Here is a 24,844-nt window from a genome sequence, read left to right as displayed (position 1 = left end):
TTTGTTGGTAAAAAACATACTGTGGGCCTCATTCGACAGAATCTTAGTTTTAGGTGCGGGCCTTATAGCATATATTTTGGTTTCCAGGTTTTTGGGGCCCGAAATGTTCGGAAAAATCTCTTTTGGATTGGCTATTTCTGTTTTAGGTATTTCATTAAGTCAATTTGGTGCGAACCATATAATATTTAATCTTGCTTCTAAACGTTACCCAACTGCATTGCGTATGGTCAAAGCAAGTAGCAGTATTAGGTTGTCGGTATATCTAGCATTCACAGCAATTTGTTCTAGCCTATTATTCTACTGGTTGGGTAACGCAATGGATGTACTGTTAATTTCCGTTGTTATTCTTAGTCAAGTATTTGTTGGTTTAGATATTTACCAGTATTTGCTTGAAGGTTCATTCAATTCGAAAAAAAATGCGAAGGCTAATGTAATTTCTCGTTTGTTAGCTATTTTTCTTCGTTATTTACTGATATTTTTTTCAGCAGAAGTTTTATGGTTTGTAGTTCCTTATTTCGTTGCTGGATCGGTCTCCTATGTTCTTAAAAGAAAGTACGCAGGAATAGTAAGGGTAAGAAATAACAGATTATATAGTGCATATTTGATTACAAATGGTAAGTATTTCGCCATTGCCGGTGTAATGGCATTTTTGTATACAAAAATATCTGAGATATTACTTGGGACATTGTTAGGATTTGAGGAATCAGGCATTTTTGGTGTTGGTGTTACCATAGGGTTTGCTGCGACTTTCTTTCCATTGTCCATAGGGCATGCTTTGTTGAGTAAGGGATTAGCGGAGAACGACCTTTCTAGTAAGTTCGTTGTTAGTAACTTTCTGATGATAGTTAGTTTTCTACCGGTTATTATTATCCTCGGTCTTTTCGGCGAATATTTGGTTGATCAATTCCTGGGCAAACAATACAGTGTGCTAGGAAATTATATTTGGTTGTTTTCTTTGATAGGACTTTGCTCAGTTTTAAGTGTTATAAACAATAGATATATAGGCACATTCAGCAATGGGTCTAAATATTTAATTAAAAAGGTTATTCTTGCCGCATTAATTGCTCCTATAACGAGTTATTTTTTGATAATTAGGTTCGGGCTGGCGGGCGCGATATATTCGCTTTTGCTCGTAGAATTCTTGCAGTTAACTATCTTTAATTATCCATTTCGAAGTGGACTGTTGTTAAAGCAGCATTTTAGAATATTTCGAGTTCGTAAGTTTACAGTGTGATTTCAGGTCTTGATGTTTTGAAACATTTATTCGCAATAATTTGTCATGAACCAACTAATACTCTACATCACTCCTTATTAGAGATACAAAACGATCCTTGCAGTCAAGCGATTGTACATGTCGACAAGAAGACTGATATAGAAAAGTTTAACAAGTACTTTGATTATGAGAGCTGTAAGTTTCTAGAGGAACGAGTTGATGTTACTTGGGGAAGCAAGTCTCAGATAGAATGCATGTTAAGAATTTTAAAGTACGCAGTCTCAGAACTAAAGTTTACACACTTAAGTTTTATATCTGGAGATGATTACCTTTTTAGAGGGATTAAACCTCTAAACACTTTTTTACAAGCTAACTCAGAAAGAGAGTTTATAGGTATAGACCATAGTTTTTTTTCTGATTGTAAAGGAGAAGCCAGATTTAAACGTAAACACTTTTGGTTTGATTTTGAAAGAAAAGCTAATTTATTGAATCTAATGTTGAGGAATTTGCGAAATGTAGCGTTTAACTTCGGTTGGTTTGGAAATACTGAGAAGCAACCTTTCGAGAGAATGTATAAAGGTAGTAATTGGTTTACTGTTACGTTCAAGTGTTGTAAGGACATAGTTTTATACACTCAGAATAATCAAAAGTATGAATCATATTTTAAAGATAGCTTTTGTTGTGATGAAGTTTTTTTTCATAGTTTGGTTTTAAATAAGATAGTTAAAAATCATATCGGGCTGGAACGTCGTTACGAGGATGATAACCTTCAATCTTTAAGGCTGGTCGATTGGAAGTCTGGTCCGGATTTTCCAAAAGTATTTACTTTAGAAGAGCTAGAAAAAACAAAGTCATTAGATGTATTTATTGCCCGAAAAATTGATAGGAAATATAGTTTAAAGCAACTTGAGGATTTCGTAAGTAAGTATGTATAGACTTGGTAAACAAAGAGTCTTCGTTGATGCCTCTAACATCAAAGTAGGAGGAGGCGTACAAGTAGCGTTATCTTTCATAAGTCACACTCTTAAGGTTGAATACAAAGAATTTGAATTTTTCTACTTAGTATCCAGTAATGTCGCAAAAGAATTGCCCCCTGAATTTTTTAATAAAGAACATTTAGTTTTAACGACAGGCGTAAAAACACTAGTACCCCTTTCGAAGGATAGATATAGAATACGTTCGTGTATAAATAGTTTTAAACCACATGTGGTCTTTACAATATTTGGCCCTTGTTTTTGGGGGACTAGCAAAAATCATGTAGTTGGATTTGCAAATGCTTGGTTAGTTAGACCCGACAGTAGTGCTTATTTTGAGTATAGCCCATTTAAAAGATTTTTTAAGAAAATAAAGAACTCTATACTTTTATCGTTTCTTAAAAGAAATGGAAGTAACTATATAACCGAAACTAAATCAATGAAGTTAGCGTTAGTTAAATATGGGAAAGTTTCGGAAGATAAAATTGTGATTGTACCAAATGCGTTACCATACAGTTACACTAAAAATGACTATATAAACTTCGAAAGAATGAGTGGTTCTAAGAGCGATGAAGTGGGTGAATTCAAATTCGTCACAATTTCAGCTCCTTATGTTCATAAAAACTTGTCGATAATAGAGGATGTTGGGAACGTTCTCTTAGAGCGTGGTTATAATTTTAAGTTTTTAGTAACTTTCACTGAAGAAGAATATGAATGCTTTAGTTGTCGGTTTAAACTTCACACAACAAATCTTGGAAGGCTGACTGTAGAAGAATGCAAGGAACATTACTCAAGTGCTGATGCCATGTTTCTACCAACATTGCTAGAAAGTTTTAGTGTTAGCTATTTAGAAGCTATGGCTTGCCATACCCCCATCTGCACTAGTGACTTATCATTTGCTCGAGATGTTTGCGGAGATGCAGCGTTATACTTTGACGCTAGAGATCCAATTGACATAGCAGGTAAATTGGCATTATTAATGGATGATCGAACACTAGCCGACCAGTTAGTTGAAAATGGCCGGAAGCGATTGTCATATCATATTGATAACGATGAACGTGCTAAGCGGTATTTAAATTACATTAAAGGTTTTGGAGTTAATTAGTATGTTTAAAGATAAAGTTCTGCTCATTACTGGCGGTACCGGCTCTTTTGGAAATGCAGTATTACGTCGTTTCCTGAATACAGACATAAAGGAAATTCGGATTTTTTCCCGAGATGAGAAGAAACAAGATGATATGCGCAAGCATTTTCAGTCGGATAAGTTGAAATTCTACATTGGAGATGTACGAGACTATCAAAGTGTTTCGAACGCAATGCGTGGCGTCGATTATATATATCACGCAGCAGCTTTGAAACAAGTTCCATCTTGCGAGTTTTATCCGTTAGAGGCTGTTAAAACCAATGTTATTGGCACTGAAAATGTACTAGAAGCAGCTATTAATCACGGCGTAGAACGCGTTGTATGTTTGAGCACTGACAAGGCCGTTTATCCGATCAATGCGATGGGTATTTCAAAAGCTATGATGGAGAAGGTAATCGTTGCTAAGAGCCGAAACCTAGAGCACACAAACACTACTATCTGTTGTACTCGTTACGGAAACGTTATGGCATCTCGCGGTTCCGTAATTCCTTTGTTTATACGTCAAGTAGTGAACGGTGATCCAATTAGTATTACAGATCCAAATATGACACGTTTTATGATGACATTGGATGACGCTGTTGATTTAGTACTGCATGCTTTTGAAAATGGCAGTAATGGGGACATATTCGTTCAAAAGGCACCTGCAGCAACTATTGATGTACTAGTTAAGGCGCTATTAGAACTTCTCGATGAGGGAGGACATAATGTTAACATCATAGGCACTCGCCATGGCGAAAAGCAATATGAAGCGCTGTGTAGCCGAGAGGAAATGTTTGTCGCTCAAGACCAAGGTGATTACTATCGTATACCCGCTGACAATCGAGACCTAAATTACTCTAAGTATTTCGATGAGGGCGAAAAAGATCTTTCCAAAGTAGAAGATTATAACTCCCACAACACCGAACGCCTTGACGTTGAAGGCATGAAGCAATTGCTGAGAAAGCTTGATTTCATTCGCGAAATTGAAGCTGGCAATATGATTGTTCCGGAAGGTGTGTAACGTGAGAGTTCTTGTTATCGGAGCGACAGGGATGCTGGGTTACAGTATCTTCTCAAACCTTTCTGAAGTCCCAAATCTAGAGGTTTATGGCACTGTTCGTACATTAAAAGGCTTAGATAAGTTTTTTTCGTCAACGGATAAATTGATAGCCAACGTTGATGTGAAAGATTTCGAGACCTTAGAACGCACAGTGTTAGAGGTGAAACCTGACGCGGTAATCAACTGCATTGGTTTGATTAAACAGCATGATGTCTCTAAGCAACACGTTGACGCGGTAGAGATCAACGCTCTGCTTCCCCATAAAATTGCGCAACTTTGCGATACCATTGATGCTCGTCTCGTTCATTTTTCTACAGACTGTGTCTTTGATGGCAAAGTGGGAAATTACGTTGAGTCGGATTTGCCAACAGCAACAGATCTTTACGGAAAATCCAAGTGCCTGGGCGAAGTTGACTATGGTAAACACGTTACTTTGCGCACCTCGATTATCGGTCATGAGCTGAAGTCTTCGGTGAGCTTAGTTGATTGGTTTTTGAGTCAGGAAGGCTCTGTAAGAGGTTTCTCGAAGGCAGTCTTCTCTGGACTACCAACAGCTTACGTTGCAAAAGTTCTTGTCGAACATGTACTGAATAATCCGTCGCTTTCGGGCTTGTATCAATTATCTGTGCAGCCTATTGATAAGTACTCTCTGCTTTCAAGAGTTGCCGATGTCTACAACAAGCGGATTGAGATTGAGAAATTTCAAGACTTCGCAATTGATCGCTCTCTCGATTCAACAAAGTTCCGCGAAGAAACCGGATTCGTACCACCAAGTTGGGATGAATTGGTAGCATTCATGCACAGCGATTACAGCAAGAGATATAGCAATGACTAAATTAAAAGTGGTAACCGTGGTTGGCACTCGCCCCGAGATTATCCGCCTTTCGCGCACGATAGCTAAGCTAGACCAGTACACTGAGCATCACTTAGTTCATACTGGCCAAAATTATGACTACGAACTGAATCAAATCTTCTTCGATGATTTAGGGATCCGCGCTCCAGACGTTTTTCTAGAGTGCGCCGGCGGCACTGCCGCTGAGACCATGGCCCAGGTGATTAGTAAGTCAGACAAGCTTTTTGAAGAGATTAAACCAGAAGCGGTACTGATTTTGGGTGATACCAATAGCGCCCTTGCTGCGATTTCGGCTAAACGCAAAAAGATTCCAATCTTCCATATGGAAGCTGGTAATCGCTGTTTCGATTTACGTGTTCCCGAAGAAATTAACCGAAAGATCGTCGATCATATCTCTGATGTGAATATGCCTTACAGTGATATCGCTCGAGACTACCTGTTACGCGAAGGGATCAGTCCTGACTTGATTGTTAAAACCGGTAGCCCGATGGATGAGGTCTTAAATCACTACAAAGAAAAAATCGCACAGTCTGATGTGTTAGAACGTCTAGAGCTCATCAGCGAAGGCTACTTTTTAGTCAGTGTGCACCGCGAAGAGAATGTCGATTCTGAGCGCAATATCAACAACTATGTGTTGGCGCTAAATACGATTGCTGAGAAATATAACCTGCCGATTATTGTTTCGACACACCCTCGGACAAGAAAGAAAATTGAGTTACTGAACCTAGAGTTCCACCCTCTAGTGCGTTTGATGAAACCTTTGGGTTTTAGTGACTACATTCGTCTGCAGAAAGAGGCGAAAGTTGTTCTTAGTGACAGCGGCACGATTACCGAAGAGTCTTCAATTTTAAACTTCCCGGCAATCAATATTCGTGAAGCACAAGAACGACCAGAAGGTTTTGAAGAAGGCGCGGTAATGTTCACCGGGATGAGCGTAGAGCGCATTCTGCAAGCGATCGAAATTTTGGATGACCAACCAAGGGCACAACAGCGCTTGTTGAATAAAGTCGCTGACTATATTGCGCCTAACGTATCTGACAAGGTGCTTCGCACCATCCTAAGCTACACGGACTATGTAAATCGCGTTGTTTGGAAGAAGCAGTAATGCGGTTGGCGTTGATTATTGATGACTACTTGCCACACAGTACTCGTGTGGCAGCCAAAATGTTCCACGAATTAGCTAAGCAGTTTTTATTGATGGGGCATCAAGTAACTATTATTACTCCTGATGTAGGGCAAAAGTCCCAACTAGTGGTTTCAGAGTATGATGGAGTGACTGTTTGGCGCTTTTCGAGCGGTGCTATCAAGGATGTTGGAAAAGTCAGAAGGGCTATAAACGAAACATTATTATCTAGTAGAGCATGGGGCGCAATTTCTTCCCAGGTTTCAGCAGATACCTTTGATGGTGTAATTTACTATTCACCCTCGATATTCTTCGGGAATTTAGTAAAAAAACTTAAGAGTCGCTGTAAATGTCCTTCATACCTGATTTTGAGAGATCTTTTTCCTCAATGGGTTATCGACGCGGGAATGGTGAAAGAAGGGTCTGTCATTGAGCGTTACTTTCGGTTCTTCGAAGCACTCTCTTACAAGCAAGCTGATACGATCGGCCTAATGTCTGAAAAGAATCTGGAATTGTTTGATCGAATGACAGATGCCCGGTATCCCACTGAAGTATTGCGCAATTGGGCCTCTCTCGAACCTCATAAAAGCCGAGAGAAGGGGAGATACAAAAGAGAGTTAGGCCTTGAGAGTAAAGTTGTTTTCTTTTATGGCGGTAACATAGGTCATGCACAAGATATGAGCAACCTAATGCGCCTAGCCAAAGCAATGCAACCACATGGCGATGCACACTTTCTTTTCGTAGGGCAAGGTGATGAAGTTGATTTGATAAATCGGTTAGCATCAAATTGGGAGCTGACAAACTTTTCTTATTTACCATCAGTTAGTCAGGAAGAATTTAAAGAGATCCTAGCAGAAATGGATGTTGGGCTTTTCTCGTTAGCTGCAAATCATACCGCGCACAACTTTCCCGGCAAGCTTCTAGGATATATGGTTCAGTCTCTACCGATTCTAGGCAGTGTTAACTCTGGAAATGATTTGTTAGATATAGTGAACAGCAATGAGGCCGGCTTTATTACAATCAATGGGGAAGATGACCTGTTATTCGAGAATGCGATTCGGCTGTTGAATTCGTCTGCGCGAAAAGCCACTGGCTACTCTGCCTATAATCTACTTGAAACTGAGTTTTCAGTGGAGAGCATTGCTAAAAGCATAGAGTCCAATTTAAGTACAACAGAGAAAACATAGGGCTTTTTAGTATCTAAGTCCTTCTAATTTTGGAAAGCTCCGGTTAATTTCACGCATACTCTTTCATAATTCAGACTAAAAGTTCAATTTAGCGAGAACTCCCGCCCTAGTGCGTTGTGTGGATATTTTCAAAGTGGCTGAGCTCTTTGAATGCGTGAATAAAGATTTCTATAGTCGTGGCTGGAAAATCTCCGAGATTTACCCAAGCTAAACATCTAACAGATAGTGAAGTTGTGGTAAGGACAGTCTGTTTCCGACTTATCATTTGTAGTGATTCATGAAGAGTTTGTTATATGAAAGCAATTATTCCTGTAGCTGGCTTAGGCACTCGCATGCTGCCTGCTACCAAAGCAATTCCGAAAGAGATGTTGCCAATCGTCGATAAACCTCTAATTCAGTACATCGTTAACGAATGCGCTGCAGCGGGTGTTACTGAAATTGTATTGGTCACTCATGCATCAAAAAATGCCATCGAAAATCACTTTGACACCTCTTACGAGCTTGAATCGACGCTTGAAAATCGAGTAAAGCGTCAGCTATTAGATGAGGTGCAAAGCATATGTCCCAAAGGCGTAACCATTATGCATGTGCGTCAAGGTTCAGCAATGGGCCTTGGCCACGCGATTCATTGTGCTTACCCAATGGTTGGCGATGAGCCTGTTGCGGTTGTGTTGCCTGATGTGCTGATTGACGAGTATGAATCAGATCTTGCCAAAGATAATTTGGCTGAAATGGTTAAGCGCTATCAATCAATTGGTCATTCGCAAATCATGGTAGAAGCTGTGCCTGATACCGAAGTAGATAAATACGGAATTGCTGATATCAACGGCGTTGAACTTAACCCTGGCCAAAGTTCTGCCATATCTCAATTGGTTGAAAAGCCTTCGGTTGAGAATGCACCTTCGAATCAGGCGGTTGTCGGTCGTTACGTGTTGTCAGCCAAAATTTGGGAAAAGCTTGTCGTAACACCACTTGGTGCAGGTGATGAAATTCAGCTGACTGACGCTATTGCCATGCTCATGGAAGAAGAGCAAGTAGAAGCCTATGGGCTTAAGGGCTGTTCTCATGATTGCGGCAGCAAACAAGGATACCTGCAGGCCAATGTGCTTTATGGCTTGCGTCACTCCGAACTTGGCACTGACTTTAATCGATTCTTATCTCAACTGAACCGCTAGAAAGCACCCCTTCAAATCTCCGTTTCTAAGTGAGACACAATGTTTGAATTCACTCCTTTAGCCGTCATTTTGGCGAGCTTTATAGGCTCGCTAATGGCTATTACTTTGCTGCGTAAGTTCGCGCAGCGCGTTGGTCTTGTCGACAAGCCAGATCATCGTAAACACCACCAGGGCGCTGTTCCTTTGGTTGGTGGTATTGCTGTGTTCGTCGGTATTGTCATCGGTGGGCTTGGGCTTGCCCATGTTGCCGATTTTGGCATGCACGATGTGTATCTATTTCTCACCGCTTCAACGATTTTAGTAGTGGTAGGTGCAATTGATGACAAGCGTGACTTAGGCGTTCGAATTCGTATTGTCTGCCAGACCATTGCAGCACTGATCATGATGCTTGGTGCGGGTTATGGCATATTCGAGCTTGGCGCTTTATTGGATATCGCGGGACTTGAGATTGGTAGTATCAGCCTAGGCTGGTTTGGCTATGTGTTCACCATTCTTGCGGTTATCTTCGCTATTAATGCCTTTAACATGGTTGATGGCATTGACGGTCTCATTGGTGGAATGGCGGTCAGCGCCTTCTTAGGCTTGGGTATTTTGTATTACTCGGTCGACCTTTGGGAAAGCGCTGTATGTGTGTTGTTTGTAGCAGTACTGCTTCCTTACCTTATGTTTAACCTGCAGCTGTTTGGCAATCGCCGTAAAATCTTTATGGGTGATGCGGGGAGCATGTTCATCGGCTTTGCGGTGATTTGGATGTTGTCTACTGGCAGCCAGGGAGAGGACGCTGCGTTTCGTCCGGTAATGGCTTTGTACCTGGTAGCTATTCCGATTATGGATATGGTGGGGATTATGATCCGCCGTGTGCGTAAGGGGCAGTCGCCGTTTCGTCCTGATCGGGATCACCTGCATCATATATGTTTGCGTGCCGGTTTTAACTCCTGGCAGACCTTGGCTTTGATTACCACTTGCTCGCTTAGCATTGTTGGTATGGGTTTGGCGATGGAAATGGCGGGTGTGGCCGAGTCGATTATGCTGCTGGTGTTCTTGGCTATGTTCGCTTTGTATGTTTGGGTGTTGAACCATATTTGGAAATTGCTGGTGTGGTTTCACAAGCTTGGGTTGGTTAAGCCAAATGCTGAGGTTCGTCAGAACAACTAAGATGCAATTTCGTTGATACAAATAAAGCAGCTATCTAGCTGCTTTTTTCGTTTGTGGATTTTGTGCTGCTCAGGCTAAAGCGAGGAATCCAATAATTTTTTGACATAATCAGGAGAGCGATAATACTTCTCCCAAACTTCATCTATCGTCATGTCCAAAGATGGAATGTATTCACTGGGTGAGCGGTTGCCATCATACTTGCCATTATTCAGTTTGGTTACTGAGAAAATAAGACTTCTTTGCACATCGAATACTCGTAACCAATGCCCGGTAGACATTACCGTTACAGCCCATCTTAAATCGGTTTCAACCGCTTCTCCACCGTAAAAAGCCTTGCCAGTTTCTACCCCTTGGTAGAAGGAAGGCTCGTCATTATCCCTACCTACATTTGCCGAGAAAAAAGTCGTATCGCACATATTTCTGCCAAAGGCTGGATTGCCGTCACGATCGTATACAGGCGGAAGGGAGTGAGACCAAAATCGATAATCAATGGTTGTTGAGTGACCAATAGTTTCGTACCAATGGTCATTGGCGCAGCCTTTTGGAAATCCATTTCGATCAACTTCAGGGCCAGGCTGTGTCGGTGGCTCTGGTGGAGTGGGTGTAGAGTTGGATTTTGGATTGGAGCAGGCACTGAGCAACAGCAGAGCGGGTAGATACAAACAAGCTTTTTTCATTCTGTTTTTAGTTACCTTGAGTAAAACGTGAATTACGTGAGCATGCTAAGCCTTTTTATAGTGAAACGCCACGTTTAAGCCGGATTAAAAGTGCCGCGAGATCGGGTGTTTTTCGTTTGTACGACAGGCGTTATTAAAAAAAACGTTGGCAAGGGCTGTGGTCAGATGGGGGCAGCGGATGATGAGGATTAAATCTAGCCTGTTTGAGTTCTAAAAAAGCTCTCCCTGCGAACAGCGGATTATTATCTATTTGTAGCTCATTAACCAATCTGTAAACCCACTACCTCTTAAGCGCAAATGGTAGCCTTCGGCTATCGTTAATGCTTCTATGTCTGTCACTTTTTTGTCATTTTCACCTGTCAAAATTTTGCCAATTTTCATTTGAGGCGTATACTCTCCGATGCTTTCTTTGAGTCACGCAACCGCGTGAGCCGTCTCAAGTGCTAAAGCAGGATTGTTGAAAACCGTTATGGAAGATGGGTGGGCACCATGGATACGGCACTAATCGCAGCAATATTGCTGTGCAGTTTTTTGGGTTCTTTTCTTACGCTAACAGCCTTGCGCAAGTTGGCTCTCTCTATCGGCTTGGTCGACAAGCCAGATCATCGTAAGCATCACGCCGGTGCCGTGCCACTGGTTGGTGGATTGGCGGTATTCACTGGCGTTTTAGTCGGTGGTCTCGCGCTCACTTATATCGCAGAATTCCCTTGGTACAATGCCGCGCTATTTTATGGCAGTTCGGGCCTACTAGTATTAATTGGCGCCATTGATGACAAGCTCGACTTAAGTGTGCGAGCTCGGCTCGGTGCACAAGCTTTGGCAGCCGTAGTAATGATGTTCGGCTCCGGTGCGGTAATCATTGAGCTAGGTGCTTTACTCGATTTTGGTGCGTTCAGTTTTGGCAGCGTGTCCATGGGGGGCTTTGGCTACCTATTTACTCTGCTTGCTGTGGTATTCGCGATTAACGCTTACAACATGGTCGATGGTATCGATGGACTAATTGGTGGTATGGCAGTTAGTGCTTTTCTTGGCCTTGGCTTTATGTTCGCGCTAGGCGGTCATTTTCTGTTTTGGTTCTGCTTATTGTTCGTTGCTGTGCTACTCCCTTACTTGATGTTTAACTTGGAACTGTTAGGTAACCATCGCCGCGTGTTTATGGGTGATGCGGGCAGCATGTTCATTGGCTTTAGTCTTATTTGGTTGTTGGCGCGTGGTACCCAAGGTGGAAGTGCTGCTTTCTCTCCGGTGTTGGCGTTGTTCTTTGTGGCTATGCCGGTAATGGACATGGTTGGTATTATGCTGCGCCGAGTGCGTAAGGGGCAGTCGCCGCTAAGGCCCGATCGCGACCATTTGCACCACATCTTTATGCGTGCCGGTTTTGATTCTCGTCAAACCTTGGCGTTAATGACTCTGGGCTCGTTTGTGATTACTGGGATTGGTGTCACCATGGAAGTCAGTGGTGTGCCGCAAGGGGTTATGCTGTTGGTCTTCTTGGGGATCTTTGCCTTTTACAATTTCAGCCTGTCGCACATTTGGCGCATATTAGTTGTCTTTCGCAAATTGGGCTTGGTTAAGCCTTTGGCTAAGACTCATGAGTTTGAAGCGCCGGCAACTGGTGTAAAACCTAATTTGGATAAAGCGGCCTAGGCTTGGTTTACCAATCGACAAAAAATGAGAGGATGCCTTAACGGCATCCTTTTTCGTTTTAGACACACAGAATCCGGGGCACGCGCAAAGGTCGAAAATCCCATCCGAGTTTGGTAGCGTCTTAAATTGGCTTTTGCTTTTTAATAAGCTCAGCGCAGTCAGTAAAGACTTGCACTGATTATCACTGTGGTAACGGCTACTGGCTAACTACTTTGCTACAACATGACACAAGGAGGTGTTATGAAACAGATTGCTATTTTAACCTTACATGGCATGGGCAATCAGACCCGTGACTATTCCAAAGATCTAGAACACGCCTTGGCAGAGCGATTGGGCTTGGCTTGGGAGCAGGTCTACTTTCATCCCATCTATTACGCTGATTTATTGCAAGGTCCACAGCAGACTTTGTGGGAGGCGATGAAGGCTGAGCCGACTAATCGGTTAGATTTCGAGGCTTTACGTCAGTTTTTGTTGTACTCGTTGGGTGATGCAGCGTCATTAGAGTACAGCGCCCATCGCAACCGGGGGCAATATGATGCGGTTCAACAGCGCATTAGCCAGAGTTTACTAGCGGCCTATGATGCTTTGGGTGGTGAAGCCAAGCCTGTGATTGTGGTGGCGCACTCGCTGGGGTGTCAGGTGTTTAGTAACTACTGTTGGGATTTGACCCATGATGAGGCGTTGTGCAAAGCGGTTGGGGTTTTGGATGACAAGGCTTGTGAGTTTGTTCGTTTACGCAGTTTGGCATCGATGGTGACCCTTGGGTGTAACATTCCGTTGTTTGTTAGTGGGCTTGAGCGTCGGGAGTGTTTTACTCGACCGAATGAGGCGATGCGTTGGCTGAATCTGTACGATCCGGATGATGTGCTGGGGTGGCCGGTGAGGCAGTTGGGGCCAAGTTTTAAGTGGGTAGAGGATTATCCCACTCACGTAGGCGGAGTCACCAACGGCTGGAGTCCACTAAGCCACATGGCCTATTGGCAAGACCGCGATGTCATCCAGTGTATCTGTGATCAAGCTCTTAGTTTGCTGAAATAAACCTAATTGCGGTTCTTCAAAGCGCAACAGAGTGTGAAAATTCCAATGCGTTTAGCTTATACAGTAAGTTGCGTTATCCGATGGCGCAGCTAACCATGTCCACTTTCCAAAAGAAAAGAATGACAGCGAGCTGTGTCACACCAAAATCCTCACAAGTTCACTTGTGACATGAAGTGCATCACGGTAAACTCGGCTTCAATCTAATTGTAAGATGGTCGTAATAATTAATTGAGCGCCACGGAAGCGGCAGGGTAGTGCCTGTTGCAGGTGTTAATACAGGGACAGGAAGTTTTTCCCTAAGGGTTTCAGCGTGCTGACAATAAAAAACAATCGTTGGATAGCCGGCATTCGCTCGGTTGCCATGGGCTTTTTCGTACTTGCGTCTAGTGGTTTTGCAAGCGCCCAAATGAATATCTCTCCTCAAATGCTAGAGCAGTTCAAGCAGCTGCCACCGGCTCAACAACAACAACTCGCTCGCCAATACGGCATTGATCCCAGAACTTTGCAACAGATGATGCAAGGCGGTGGTTCAAGCACAAATCAAAGCATAGATAATCAGTCTCAATTGTCTCAGCCAATGCCTATGGTTGAGGAAGAAGAAGACCTAAATGCGTTGCCAAGCTATGAGCTGGTTCGCCGTCTCGAAGAGCTGCAAGAAAAAGAAAAAGCGATTGAAGACAAAACCTTAAAACGTTTTGGTTATGACCTATTTGAGCAAGCCAACTCAGCCATGCTAACGCCAGGCGACATTCCGGTGCCCACAGATTATGTACTGGGTCCAGGCGATGTGGTCGAGGTTCAGATGTACGGTAAAGATAACCAAGAGTACAGCCTGCAGGTTAACCGCGAAGGCCAGGTGGTATTTCCACAGCTAGGGCCAATTTCGGTTGCCGGGCTTAGCTTCACCGAAGCCCGTGCTGTCATCGCTAAACGCGTTAAGCAGCAAATCATTGGCGTTGAAGCGTTAGTCACCCTAGGTGAGCTCAAGTCGATTCGTATCTTTATTGCCGGTGATGCCAATAAACCAGGCGCCTATACCGTGTCATCTCTGTCGACCATAACACAGGCGTTATTTGTCGCCGGCGGCATTAATGACATCGGCTCGCTTCGTAACATTCAACTCAAGCGCCGCGGCCAATTAGTAACCGAGTTTGATTTGTATGACTTGTTGGTGCGTGGAGACGCCTCTAACGATGCCAGGCTGCACTCGGGTGATGTGGTCTTTATTCCGCCGGTCGGTAAGTTGGTGTCGGTTGGCGGTGAAGTGCGTCGCCCAGCGATTTACGAATTAAAAGGCAAAGAGACCTTTGCCGATGCCATTGCCGTTGCCGGTGGATTAACTGCTGGCGCCTATCCAAAGTCTTCTAGCGTCGAGCGATACAACCCGGGCAGTTTGAAAAGCGTTATCAGCGTTGACTTCACCTCTGATACAGCCAAGCGCCAGCTTGCAAGAGACGGTGACGTGATTCGAGTTCAGTCGGCTTCAAGCCGCTACGACAACGCCATTACTCTTGTGGGGGCTGTCACCCGTCCTGGTCACTATCAGTGGTATCCAGGGCTTAGAGTTAACGGCATTATCCCGTCGCTTTGGGACGACTTAGCGGTATCAGCCGATTTGGATTACGCGATTGTTCTGCGTCAAATTAACGACCGTGGCGATATTGAAGTTCACCAAGTGAACTTGGGCGATGCGATCACTAAGCCAAATTCAGTCTCTAATATCGAGCTTCGTGCCCGCGATAAGTTAATGGTGTTTAACTACTCAGACGCCACGCTCGCGCGCAACGAGTTGAACAAATTGGTTCAATTCCGCTTGGACGAGCACGAGGCTATAAGCAGTAATCCATTACTTACCTCTGACATGTTTAATGTTGGCTTTAACGAGTTGCAAGAGAATCGCCTTACCGAACGTCGCGAATTGGGCGGTGTGAGCCTATCGGACGAAGAGCAAGCTCAGCAGGACGAAGCCGACTTGTTGAAAAATCAGGTTAGCAAAATGCTGTTTAACCTGTTTAACGATGAAGAGCTGATTGCACTATCGGGCAACCTTAGCCGAAAAGAGTTGTTATTTCCTGTTCTGGCAAAAATTCAAAGCCAGTCTCGCCATGGTCAGCCGGTTCAGTTGGTCGCTATTACTGGCCAGGTAAAACACGAAGGCGTCTATCCGCTGGCGGTAAACTCTAAAGTCTCCGATTTGTTGGTAGCCGCAGGCGGCCTGGAAGAAAGTGCTTACGTGGTTCGCTCTGAGTTAACTCGACTGAATGACAATTCTGAGGGTTCGTCGATCTCTCACCAAGGCCTAGATTTGACCTTGGCCATGATTGGCGACGAGCAACACAATATTCAGCTAAAGAGTCGCGACAAGTTATCCGTATTGACCGTGCCTGACTGGCAGCAAACCAGCACGGTAGAAATTCGCGGTGAAGTTAAGTTCCCTGGGGTTTACAACATTAACCGCGGCGAAACCCTTAAAGACGTGATTGAGCGCGCTGGTGGCTTTACCCGCTTTAGTTACCTACCTGGCGCGGTGTTCGTGCGCGAGTCGGTTCGCAAACAAGAACAGTTAGAAATCTCAAAGCTTGCGGATCAACTGCGACGTGACGTAGCAACTCGAGGTGTATCTCAAGAAGGCAACTGGGTTAGTTTTGCCGATGCTCAGAGCATGATCGAAGAGCTCGAAAACCTTGAAGCCGTGGGTCGTTTGGTTGTTGATGTTGATGCGATTTCCGGTGGATTGGAGAGTGCCAACTTACAACTTGAGAACGGTGATGTTCTGTATGTGCCGACAACTCAAGAGACCATTGCGGTAATGGGCGAAGTTCAGCACGCAACCACTCATAGATACACCCCAGGTTTGTCTGTTGAAGATTACTTGCTGCGCTCCGGTGGACCTAAAGAGCGCGCCGACGAGAAGCGTTTGTACGTGATTCGCGCCAATGGCGAGGTGTTCTTGCCCAAGCGCTCGTTCTGGTTTGGCAATCAGTCCCAAGAGCTTCAGGCCGGTGACACCATTATTATGCCGCTGGATACCGCCTACAAAGACAACATGACTTTGTGGACTCAGGTAACCACCATTATTTACAACAGCGCAGTAGCGTTGGCGACAATTGCTCGGTTGTAGCAAGCACTAAGAACAAAGGACAGTTGGACGTGACAACACAAGTCTTTAGCTTGAACGACTTTTTGAAGCAAGCGTGGAAAAACAAACTTGCCCTAGCAGGGTTCATTACCGGGTTTTCGGCGATAGCTTTGGCTATCGCCCTTTGGCTACCCAACGTATATCGCTCAGAAGCGCTATTACTCCCAACCGAGAGCCAACAAAATTCAGGACTAGGGGCACTAGCTTCTCAATTTGGCGGGTTGGCATCGATGGCAGGGCTCGGTGCACTTGGGGATGGAGCTGACAAATCGGAGCAAGCGTTAGAAATTCTGAAATCCCGCCAATTCTTTGCGCGAGTTATGGATAAAGAGGACATGCGTCCGGCATTGCTCGCTGAACCCAGATGGCAGCCTCATAGTGACCAATTAGACTTTGACGATTCTTTGTATGACGCGAGTTCTAGCGAATGGGTGAGGGATGTTAGCTGGCCTCAGCAGACCATCCCTACCTTGCAAGAATCCCACAAAGAATTCTTGGAAGTGCTGCGTATTAACAAAGATCTGAATTCGGGTTTTGTTCGCATTGGGATTGATCATGTATCTCCTATCGTTGCTCAACGTTGGGTTCAATTGTTAGTTAGTGAATTAAACGACTATTTGAAGCTGCGTGACATTAAGGAAGCTAACAAAAGTATCGCTTTTCTCAATGAGCAGATCGAAAAGACCAATGTAGCCGAAGTACGCTCAGTACTGTTTCAGATGGTCGAAGAACATTACAAAACGCTAGTACTCGCCGAAGCTCGCGATGAGTACGTGTTTCGGGTGGTAGACGCCCCAGTGGTAAGCGAGCGAAAAGTAAAGCCTATGCGCGCTGTCATCTGTATAGCCGGTAGTTTGATTGGATTATTTATTGGACTTATCTGGATGGCATTGTTTCGTATGCCGTCAAAAGAACAGTCCTAATTTTTTGTATTCGAGGTCAGGATAGATGTTGAATTTTGCATTGGTAGGGTGTGGTCGTATTGCTAAGCGCCACTCTGAGTTGCTAGGGAACGGCATAATTGAAGGCGCAAAGTTAGTCGCGGTTTGCGATGTGAAGGTTGAGAGAGCCCAAGCGATCGCTGAAAAGTTCTCGGTTAATTATTACCAAGACTTGCATCAAATGATGAAGAGCGAGCAAATTGACGTTGTTGTTGTGCTGACACCTTCAGGTATGCATGCACAGAACACCATTGATTTGGCGCCTTACGGAAAAGACATCATTGTTGAGAAGCCAATGGCTCTGACGCTAGACGACGCGGATCGCATGATCAGTGCTTGTGACACCCATGGTTGCCGACTGTTTATTGTTAAGCAGAACCGTTTCAATGTACCAGTTCAAAAGTTGCGTCAAAGCCTAGAGCAAGGCCGCTTTGGCAAGCTTGTACTGGGTACAGTTCGAGTTCGTTGGTGTCGTGACCAGGGTTACTATGATTTAGACGATTGGCGCGGCACTTGGGCTCAGGACGGCGGTGTTCTGACCAACCAAGCGAGTCATCACATCGACTTGTTAGAGTGGATGATGGGTGACATCGAATCGGTATTTGCTCGAAGCACTACCGCACTTGTCGATATCGAAACCGAAGATACTGCGGTAGTAACCGTAAAATTTACCAATGGCGCTTTGGGTGTTATTGAGGCGACTACTGCTGCTCGTCCAAAAGATCTCGAAGGCTCTTTGTCGGTGCTTGGCGCAACAGGAACTGTTGAAGTTGGCGGTTTTGCTGTCAATGAAATGAAGACCTGGAATTTCCTTGAGCCTCAAGAAGGCGATGACCAAGTGCTAAGCGAGTTCTCGGTTAACCCGCCAAACGTATATGGCTTTGGGCACCAGGCGTACTACGAGCACGTGGTTGAATCCATTAATCAGGGCTCTGCTGCTTTGGTTGATGGTTTACAAGGCCGTAAGAGCTTGGAGTTGATTTCGGCGATTTACGAATCCATTGAAACCGGCGAAGAAGTGTTCCTGCGCTTTAAACCTAAGCGTTGCAAATTGGGCGGCGTATGATTGCCAAAACCGCGATTGTTCACCCAAACGTAGAGTTGGGTGAAAATGTAATTATCGAAGACTACTGCATTATTGGAACGCCTTCGGCGTCTGCGTTGAAGGCTGGAGACCAGGTGCCAGTGACTCGAATCGGCGATAACTCTGTGATTCGAGCTCACACGATTATTTACGCGGGCAATCAAATTGGGCGCGGGTTTCAGACCGGAAACCGCGCCAACATTCGAGAGAACAACACAATAGGTGACAACGTCAGTGTTGGCACTGGCTCTGTTGTGGAGCACAGCGTCACTATTGAAGACGGAGTCCGAATACACAGTCAGGCTTTTGTGCCTGAGTTTTGCGTGCTTAAAGCCCATTGTTGGATAGGTCCCAATGTGGTTTTGACTAACGCTAAATACCCTCAATCAGAATCCGCTAAACAAAACCTTATCGGCCCGACTGTTGGAGAGAATGCCCGTATCGGAGCTAACTCAACCGTGTTGCCGGGTGTAGACATTGGTGAGCGCGCATTGATAGGCGCCGGAAGCTTAGTAAGCAAACCGGTTGAAGCTAAGAAGATTGTTGTCGGTAATCCAGCGAAAGTCGTAGGAGAAGTGGATTATTAATATGGTACGTTTTTTAGATCTAGACAAAGTACACACAGGCATGGGCGACGAACTGTGGGAAGCAGTGCAGTCCGTGGTAAAGCGCTCTGCATTTATTGGCGGTAGCGAAATCAAAGAGTTTGAGCAAGCCTTCGCGGAATATCAGCAAGCGGAACACTGCGTTGGGGTTGCCAACGGTACCGATGCTTTGGAAATTGCCATTGAAGCGCTTGATTTGCCAGCAAACAGCGAGATCATTGTTCCAGCAAATAGTTTTGTTGCCAGCAGCGAGGCTGTAACTCGCGCTGGACACAAAGTTGTATTCTGCGACTGTAATGACCAAGACATGGGTATTGATCTTGATAGCATTGCTGCCCAGATTACCGACAAAACCGCTGCCATTGTGGTTGTCCATTTGTATGGCCATCCAGCTGACATGGATGGTGTTTTGGCGCTAGCTAATCAACACGGACTCAAAATTGTAGAAGACTGCGCTCAAGCCCACGGCACGGAATACAAAGGTCGACGTATCGGCGCGATTGGAGACGTTGGTACCTTTAGTTTTTATCCAGGTAAAAACTTAGGCGCTTGGGGTGATGCGGGCGCGGTATTGACCAATGATAAGTCGATAGCCGAGCGCGTGCGCATGATCGCTAACCACGGACGTTTGAGCAAATACGACCATGAATTCGAAGGTCGTAATTCACGCATGGATACTTTGCAAGCTGCAGTACTTGGGGTGAAACTCAAGCACCTAGAAAAAGCGGTTCAGCAACGAATCGCTATTGCTGATACCTATCTTGCGCAGCTGTCTGACATCACTTCACTTGTGTTACCAACTCGACAAGAATGGGCTCGCCAAGCCTATCATTTGTTTGTGGTACGCACTGAGCAGCGCGATGCGCTGAAGCAGCACCTAACAGATAGCGGCGTTGCTAGTGGTATTCATTACCCAATCGCGCTTCCCAAGCTTCAAGCCTATGACTATCTAACGCAAGATACTTCGGGCTTTAAGGCGTGCCAGATGGATACTCAATTATTGAGTTTGCCGATTGGCGAGCACATGACCAATGACGACGTAGAGAGAGTTGTGGTGGCTGTTAGGTCGTTTTTTGAGAACGGTCAGGCCTAGAGCACCTCGGAGAAGTTGTTGATGAAACGTGTGCTCATGGTAGTGCATTCGTACTACAAAGAAGATACTCGTGTTCGCAGGGAAGCGCAGGCCTTGATTCGTGCCGGATACGACGTCGATGTGGTTTGTCTCAACAAGGGGCATGAACCACAAAACGAAGTATTCGAAGAGGTTTCGATCTATCGATGCGACGTTAAACGCTCCGAAAGCCGTGGCAAGCTCGATTACATTTGGGAGTATTTGAGTTTCTTTTTTGGCGCTTTCGCTAAGTGTTCGCGCCTAGCATTCAAGCACAAATATCGCGTGTTCGAAGCGCATAATATGCCTAACTTTTTGGTGTTTTGTGGCTTGATACCCAGATTGCGTGGTGCTCGAGTATTGCTCGATATGCACGATTCGATGCCTGAGCTGTACGTAAACATTTTTGGCATCAAATCAAAGTGGTTAAAGCGTTTTTTGTTCGCAGAAGAATGGATGAGCAACAAGTTTGCCCATGCCTCTATGACGGCCAATCTGCCAATTGCCAAACTGCTAGGTGACAGGAATAATTGCGAGTTTTTTGTACTTCACAATACACCTGATCCCAAAGTCCTACCGCAGGTTGAATCCGTTGAATTAGAACAACAGTACGTTCGGTTATTCCATCACGGAAATATTCATCGGCGTTATGGTTTAGAGCGGATTTTGCCAACGCTGTCTTTACTCAATCAAGGAAGTAACTCGAGCCAGTTCCGTCTAGAGGTTCATGGCCAGGGACCTTGGTATGCTGAAGTCCAACAGCAGGCTACCGAGCAAAACGTTGCTCAGCACTGTGATTTTCACGGGGCGTTTAATCCTGAAAGTATCGGGCCACATTTGGCACAGGCTGATATTGGCCTCGTGCTGAATCATAAGGACGACCTTACCGATTTGCTTTTACCGGTCAAGATGCTTGAGTACATCAGCTTTCGAATCCCTGTGATTTGCCCAAGAACCGCCGCGATTGAAGATTACTTCGACGATGAATGCGTTTTTTACTTTGACAATGATGACGAGCTCGAGCAGTTGGTTCGATACATCGCGGCTCATCCGGAGGAAGTGAGTCAGAAGGTAGAAAAGGCATACCAGATCTACAGTGATATCACTTGGCCAAGGGAGCAAGAACGATTTGTTCGCTTTGTTGAAGCGCTTTAAAAGTGTAGGGGTAGTCTTCGTACTAGCTATGGTAGGGCACTTGCTTGGCTTTGGCCGAGAAGTGTCTACCGCTTACTACTTCGGTACCAGTGGGATCGCCGATGGTATTTTGGTGGGTATTATTCCTCTGACTTTGTACGCTTCTGTGTTTGGCACTGCCTACGCTAACGCGGCAATTGTGCACATTAAAGAGCCAAGTAATCTTCAGGCTATCCGTAACTGCAGTACTCCTTTGCTGTTATTGGCTATTTTTACCGGCGCATTCTTTTTGTGCTTTGCTGAGCCTTTAGTTGCTCTAATGGCTCCAGGTATCAATGAGCAAGGGCGCGAAGTCGCAATAGCCTTTGTGCAGCTTTCTTCCATCGGTATGGCGTTAGCGTCGTTGTCATTTCTTGGGCGCGGAATACTGCACTTGGAGCAACGGTTTGCTCGAGCCAGTATTTCGGATTTGATGCCGAATCTAGGGGCTATCACCGGCATCGTTGTTTTGTATCACTGGCTCGGTGTTTACGGGTTAGCCTTGGGTGCGCTCGTCGGCTACTTTTTGCAGTTTTGGGTGGTATCGAACCCTAGCCATTTCGCGATTAACAGACGTTCGTTTCAGAGCCTGTTGAGTGAAGAGCAAAAAGCCATCTATCGCAGCACCTTGATGGCGGCGGTAAGCTATTCGGTGGTTTATATCGATGTGCTCGTAGACCGTTATTTTGCCTCTCAGTTGGCTGAGGGCGCTGTTGCGACGATGAATTACGCGCAGAAGATCATGTTGTTGCCCTTGTATACGGTCATCTTCGCAATCACAACTGTGTTATTTCCAAAGTTAATTGCTTTGCAGGACAACCCTGAGGCTTTCCATAGACTGAAGAGAAAGACCTATGGTGTGGTTTTGGGCAGTAGCGTAGCCATTTCGATTTTTACGATTTTTGCTGCTGAGTTCATTATCGAACTTGTTTTTGGCTATGGTCAGTTTACTCAGCAAGACGTACAAGCCACTTCTCAGGTCTTGATGATCTACATGTTGGGCCTGACAGGGCATGCGTTTGTGCTTATGGCGAGTCGCGTGCGCTATGCGATGAAAGATTTTCGAACCCCATTGATAGCCGGGGTGGTAGGTGCGTTCGTTAATTTAGGTTTAGATATTTTATTGGTAGACGAATACGGCATGACTGGTTTGGCGATGGCCACAACCATATCTGCATTCGTCAACGGGCTCATTCTCGTCGCGAGGCCTTATGGCAAGCCTGTATAACCAAACTTTACTACTGAGATTACTGTTTTTGGGAATTCCTTTAGCGGATGCCCTTTACGGTATGTTGGTATATTTCGGCGTTGAATTGCCAATCAGTTTGGGGTTTCGACTACTGGTAGTCGCCTATTCATTGGGCGTTTTTGTGATGTTTCCCGCTGACCAAAAACGCTGGTTAGCGATGTTCGCGATGATGCTGCTGTTGCTTGCTAGCGCAGCGGTTTGGAGTGTATTTAATCCCTCCGGTGTTGCGGAAGGTGTAGGCATTTACCTTAAGAGTTTTTATTTCCTTATTATTCTGAATTTGCTGCTCTGCTTGTCTGATGTACCGCTAGAAAGGATTGTTCGCTACGCGAGCTTTTACGCTGTGATGTGTGCTCCGTTATTCGTATTTTCATTTGTAACGGGGATAGGTTTTGCGACCTACGGAGACTATGCCTTTGGTACCAAGTCGTTCTTTTTCTCAGGAAACGATATTGGTCTAACCGTATTCTTGTCGTCTGTGTTTTCGGCGTTTGGTTTGATTCGCTATCGCAAATCTCTGTACTACTGGCCTATGCTTTGTGGCTTGCTAGTACTGGCCTTACTCGGGACTAAAACCTCGTTTATTTTCACTTTATTGCTCGCGGGGCTAATCGTATTTGTCTGGTTTAGCCGTCCCTCTAGAGCGGTAGTGATTCCCGTTAAGTTAGCTTTGTTGTCCTGCGTCCCCGTGGTTTTAGTACTGAGTGCAAAACTAATCGGCGAGAACCTGGAAGCCCTGGCTTTTCAGCTTGAAGGCTTTAAGTCGTTGCTTGACGCGAAAGGGCCTCGGGACTTTTTGATTGTGTTTGGAAAGCAGGTTCTCTCACAGTTTCACGGTTTTCAGCACTTATTTGGGGTAGGTGGGGATTTTTATCACCTAGTAGGAAACGAGTTCTTTAGGCACTATGTCAACGACTTCATGGCGCCGTCCCGGCGCGCGATTGAGAGCGATATTTACGATTTGTGGGGCTGTCTAGGTTTGATCAGCTTAGTAGTGATTTTGGCTGTGTATGTTTTGATTTGGCGAAGTTTATACCAATTCTATAGAAACACTTCTAAGCTTGAGTTTTTGGTGCTCTGGGTAGGCTTTGGGTTGGTGATTGCCCATGGCTTATTGGCTGGTCACGTGATGGGCAGTCCTCAGGTAGCACTGATGGCGGGTATGTGTGGATACTTGGTACTGCGCTTGAAATCGAATAGCGCTAGCAAGGAGGTGTCATGACCGAGTCTAAGTCTGTCGACAACTTGTTGGTGTCCAACATGTTCCCCAGCGCGACTAACCCGTTAAGAGGCATTTTTGTCAAGCGCATCGCCGATCAACTACGAGATAGCGGTATTGGCCTAGATCAGCAAGTATACATTGCCAAAGGTGACAGCAAGCTAGGCAAGCTGTTGGGGTATGTAGCCTTTTACTGGCGCGTGGTTGTCGCGCTGATGTTTGGCGGGTACCAACGGGTGTACATCCATTACGCATCACATTGCGCTATTCCGGTTTTGATAGCTCGGTTATTCAAGAATTTTGAAATCATTACCCATGTTCACGGTGGCGACGTCAAGCTGCACAGCGCGCACTCTAAGCTGTTTTTCCGCATTAAAACGTTTTTCTCTAAACGGCTGATACTGTCATCGGACACGGTTGTCGTGCCCTCAAAAAATTATCGTGAAATGGTGGAGCAGTCATTCGGTGCAAACAACACCTTGGTCTATCCGTCGGGTGGGGTCGATCTTTCGTTGTTTGATGCTCCAGCTACGAAGATCAAACCTACGGTTTCTAGGCTTGGTTATGCCGGTCGTCTTGAGGCTCTAAAACGAGTTGATTGGGTGATTTCATCATTTGCAAAGCTGCAACAAGTGTACCCGGATTTACAGCTAGATATAGTCGGTGACGGCAGCGTCAAACAGCAGTTAAAAGAACAAGCAAAGGCGCTCGGTGTTGACGGCAAGGTCACTTTTTCCGATACCAAGAATCAAGCGCAATTAGTGAAGTGGCTTCAAACACTAGATGCCTTAGTTTACCCCTCTGAGAGCGAGAGTTTAGGGCTGATGCCGCTTGAGTCTATGGCTTGCGGTGTTGTTCCAATTTTGTCTGATATTCCTGCATTTGCGGAATATATCAGTGATGACAATGGCTACCTTTGTTCCGATGAGGAGTCCTTGTACTTAGCATGCCGTGAGTTTATGTCTTTATCGCAAAAGCGCCGACAAGCGATGGCACATGCCGCCAGAGCGACCGTTGAAGCGCGCTACGATTCGAACAAAGTTTTAAGCCAATTGGTGCACTTATTTGCACCCGCAACAGCAAAGATTTAGGAGAGTA

Annotated in this window: 21 protein-coding genes; 20 read left to right on the top strand and 1 reads right to left on the bottom strand. The window is 45.1% G+C overall.

What is annotated here, in order from left to right; translation table 11 throughout:
- Window position 1 precedes the first annotated feature (1 nt).
- From CLC93_RS01025 to wecA (CLC93_RS00985), 9 genes are all read left to right on the top strand, one after another.
- Window positions 2–1,234, top strand: coding sequence for an oligosaccharide flippase family protein (locus tag CLC93_RS01025; RefSeq protein ID WP_095504081.1), 1,233 nt, complete (start codon window positions 2–4; stop codon window positions 1,232–1,234).
- On the top strand, window positions 1,231–2,148 hold the full coding sequence (locus CLC93_RS01020) for a core-2/I-branching beta-1,6-N-acetylglucosaminyltransferase family protein (RefSeq protein ID WP_095504080.1): 918 nt from the start codon (window positions 1,231–1,233) through the stop codon (window positions 2,146–2,148). The genes CLC93_RS01025 and CLC93_RS01020 overlap by 4 nt, the downstream gene beginning before the upstream one ends.
- Entirely contained in the window at window positions 2,141–3,292 is a 1,152-nt protein-coding gene (locus tag CLC93_RS01015; RefSeq protein ID WP_095504079.1) for a glycosyltransferase, read from the top strand. The genes CLC93_RS01020 and CLC93_RS01015 overlap by 8 nt, the downstream gene beginning before the upstream one ends.
- Before the next feature lies 1 nt (window position 3,293).
- Window positions 3,294–4,331, top strand: a complete 1,038-nt coding sequence (locus tag CLC93_RS01010) for a nucleoside-diphosphate sugar epimerase/dehydratase (RefSeq protein WP_095504078.1) — start codon at window positions 3,294–3,296, stop codon at window positions 4,329–4,331.
- Between the two features lies 1 nt (window position 4,332).
- Window positions 4,333–5,205 (top strand): dTDP-4-dehydrorhamnose reductase family protein, encoded by an 873-nt coding sequence (locus CLC93_RS01005; RefSeq protein ID WP_095504077.1) that lies wholly within the window; start codon window positions 4,333–4,335, stop codon window positions 5,203–5,205.
- A complete protein-coding gene (wecB, locus tag CLC93_RS01000) occupies window positions 5,198–6,328 on the top strand; it encodes a non-hydrolyzing UDP-N-acetylglucosamine 2-epimerase (protein WP_095504076.1) in 1,131 nt (376 codons plus the stop codon). Before CLC93_RS01005 ends, wecB begins: the two co-directional genes overlap by 8 nt.
- Complete coding sequence (locus CLC93_RS00995) at window positions 6,328–7,533, top strand: glycosyltransferase family 4 protein (protein WP_095504075.1); 1,206 nt, start codon at window positions 6,328–6,330, stop codon at window positions 7,531–7,533. Before wecB ends, CLC93_RS00995 begins: the two co-directional genes overlap by 1 nt.
- Before the next feature lie 293 nt (window positions 7,534–7,826).
- Window positions 7,827–8,708, top strand: a complete 882-nt coding sequence (gene galU, locus CLC93_RS00990; RefSeq protein WP_095504074.1) for a UTP--glucose-1-phosphate uridylyltransferase GalU — start codon at window positions 7,827–7,829, stop codon at window positions 8,706–8,708.
- 39 nt (window positions 8,709–8,747) lie between these two features.
- A complete protein-coding gene (gene wecA / locus CLC93_RS00985; RefSeq protein WP_095504073.1) occupies window positions 8,748–9,863 on the top strand; it encodes a UDP-N-acetylglucosamine--undecaprenyl-phosphate N-acetylglucosaminephosphotransferase in 1,116 nt (371 codons plus the stop codon).
- 74 nt (window positions 9,864–9,937) lie between these two features.
- Here the strand turns inward: wecA (CLC93_RS00985) and CLC93_RS17570 are convergent, their stop codons facing one another.
- Window positions 9,938–10,540, bottom strand: coding sequence for a hypothetical protein (locus tag CLC93_RS17570; RefSeq protein WP_141237321.1), 603 nt, complete (start codon window positions 10,538–10,540; stop codon window positions 9,938–9,940).
- 489 nt (window positions 10,541–11,029) lie between these two features.
- Between CLC93_RS17570 and wecA (CLC93_RS00975) the strand changes: the two genes are divergently transcribed.
- The 11 genes from wecA (CLC93_RS00975) (at window position 11,030) to CLC93_RS00925 (ending at window position 24,837) form a co-directional block, all read left to right on the top strand.
- The gene (gene wecA, locus CLC93_RS00975; RefSeq protein ID WP_095504071.1) at window positions 11,030–12,187 is read left to right on the top strand and encodes a UDP-N-acetylglucosamine--undecaprenyl-phosphate N-acetylglucosaminephosphotransferase; all 1,158 of its coding nucleotides are present in this window, start codon (window positions 11,030–11,032) and stop codon (window positions 12,185–12,187) included.
- 240 nt (window positions 12,188–12,427) lie between these two features.
- Window positions 12,428–13,225: a hypothetical protein gene (locus CLC93_RS00970; RefSeq protein ID WP_095504070.1), complete on the top strand. Its 798-nt coding sequence runs from the start codon at window positions 12,428–12,430 to the stop codon at window positions 13,223–13,225.
- A 361-nt stretch (window positions 13,226–13,586) separates the two neighbouring features.
- Window positions 13,587–16,346 carry an SLBB domain-containing protein gene (locus CLC93_RS00965; protein WP_095504521.1) on the top strand — a complete coding sequence of 920 codons (2,760 nt, stop codon included), beginning with the start codon at window positions 13,587–13,589 and terminating at the stop codon, window positions 16,344–16,346.
- A 29-nt stretch (window positions 16,347–16,375) separates the two neighbouring features.
- Entirely contained in the window at window positions 16,376–17,287 is a 912-nt protein-coding gene (locus CLC93_RS00960; RefSeq protein ID WP_169902743.1) for a Wzz/FepE/Etk N-terminal domain-containing protein, read from the top strand.
- A 25-nt stretch (window positions 17,288–17,312) separates the two neighbouring features.
- Entirely contained in the window at window positions 17,313–18,371 is a 1,059-nt protein-coding gene (locus CLC93_RS00955; protein WP_095504068.1) for a Gfo/Idh/MocA family protein, read from the top strand.
- Window positions 18,368–18,976 carry an acyltransferase gene (locus CLC93_RS00950; protein ID WP_095504067.1) on the top strand — a complete coding sequence of 203 codons (609 nt, stop codon included), beginning with the start codon at window positions 18,368–18,370 and terminating at the stop codon, window positions 18,974–18,976. Before CLC93_RS00955 ends, CLC93_RS00950 begins: the two co-directional genes overlap by 4 nt.
- A gap of 1 nt (window position 18,977) precedes the next feature.
- Window positions 18,978–20,087 carry a DegT/DnrJ/EryC1/StrS family aminotransferase gene (locus CLC93_RS00945; RefSeq protein ID WP_095504066.1) on the top strand — a complete coding sequence of 370 codons (1,110 nt, stop codon included), beginning with the start codon at window positions 18,978–18,980 and terminating at the stop codon, window positions 20,085–20,087.
- Between the two features lie 21 nt (window positions 20,088–20,108).
- A complete protein-coding gene (locus CLC93_RS00940) occupies window positions 20,109–21,260 on the top strand; it encodes a glycosyltransferase family protein (RefSeq protein WP_095504065.1) in 1,152 nt (383 codons plus the stop codon).
- Window positions 21,261–21,288: 28 nt separating this feature from the next.
- Entirely contained in the window at window positions 21,289–22,506 is a 1,218-nt protein-coding gene (locus CLC93_RS00935; protein ID WP_095504064.1) for a lipid II flippase MurJ, read from the top strand.
- Window positions 22,490–23,749: an O-antigen ligase family protein gene (locus tag CLC93_RS00930; RefSeq protein ID WP_095504063.1), complete on the top strand. Its 1,260-nt coding sequence runs from the start codon at window positions 22,490–22,492 to the stop codon at window positions 23,747–23,749. Before CLC93_RS00935 ends, CLC93_RS00930 begins: the two co-directional genes overlap by 17 nt.
- Window positions 23,746–24,837: a glycosyltransferase gene (locus tag CLC93_RS00925; protein WP_095504062.1), complete on the top strand. Its 1,092-nt coding sequence runs from the start codon at window positions 23,746–23,748 to the stop codon at window positions 24,835–24,837. Before CLC93_RS00930 ends, CLC93_RS00925 begins: the two co-directional genes overlap by 4 nt.
- Window positions 24,838–24,844: the final 7 nt, after the last annotated feature.

Source organism: Paraferrimonas sedimenticola (assembly GCF_002282855.1).
GTDB lineage: Bacteria > Pseudomonadota > Gammaproteobacteria > Enterobacterales > Shewanellaceae > Paraferrimonas > Paraferrimonas sedimenticola.
This window is presented reverse-complemented; position numbering and strand designations above follow the sequence as displayed.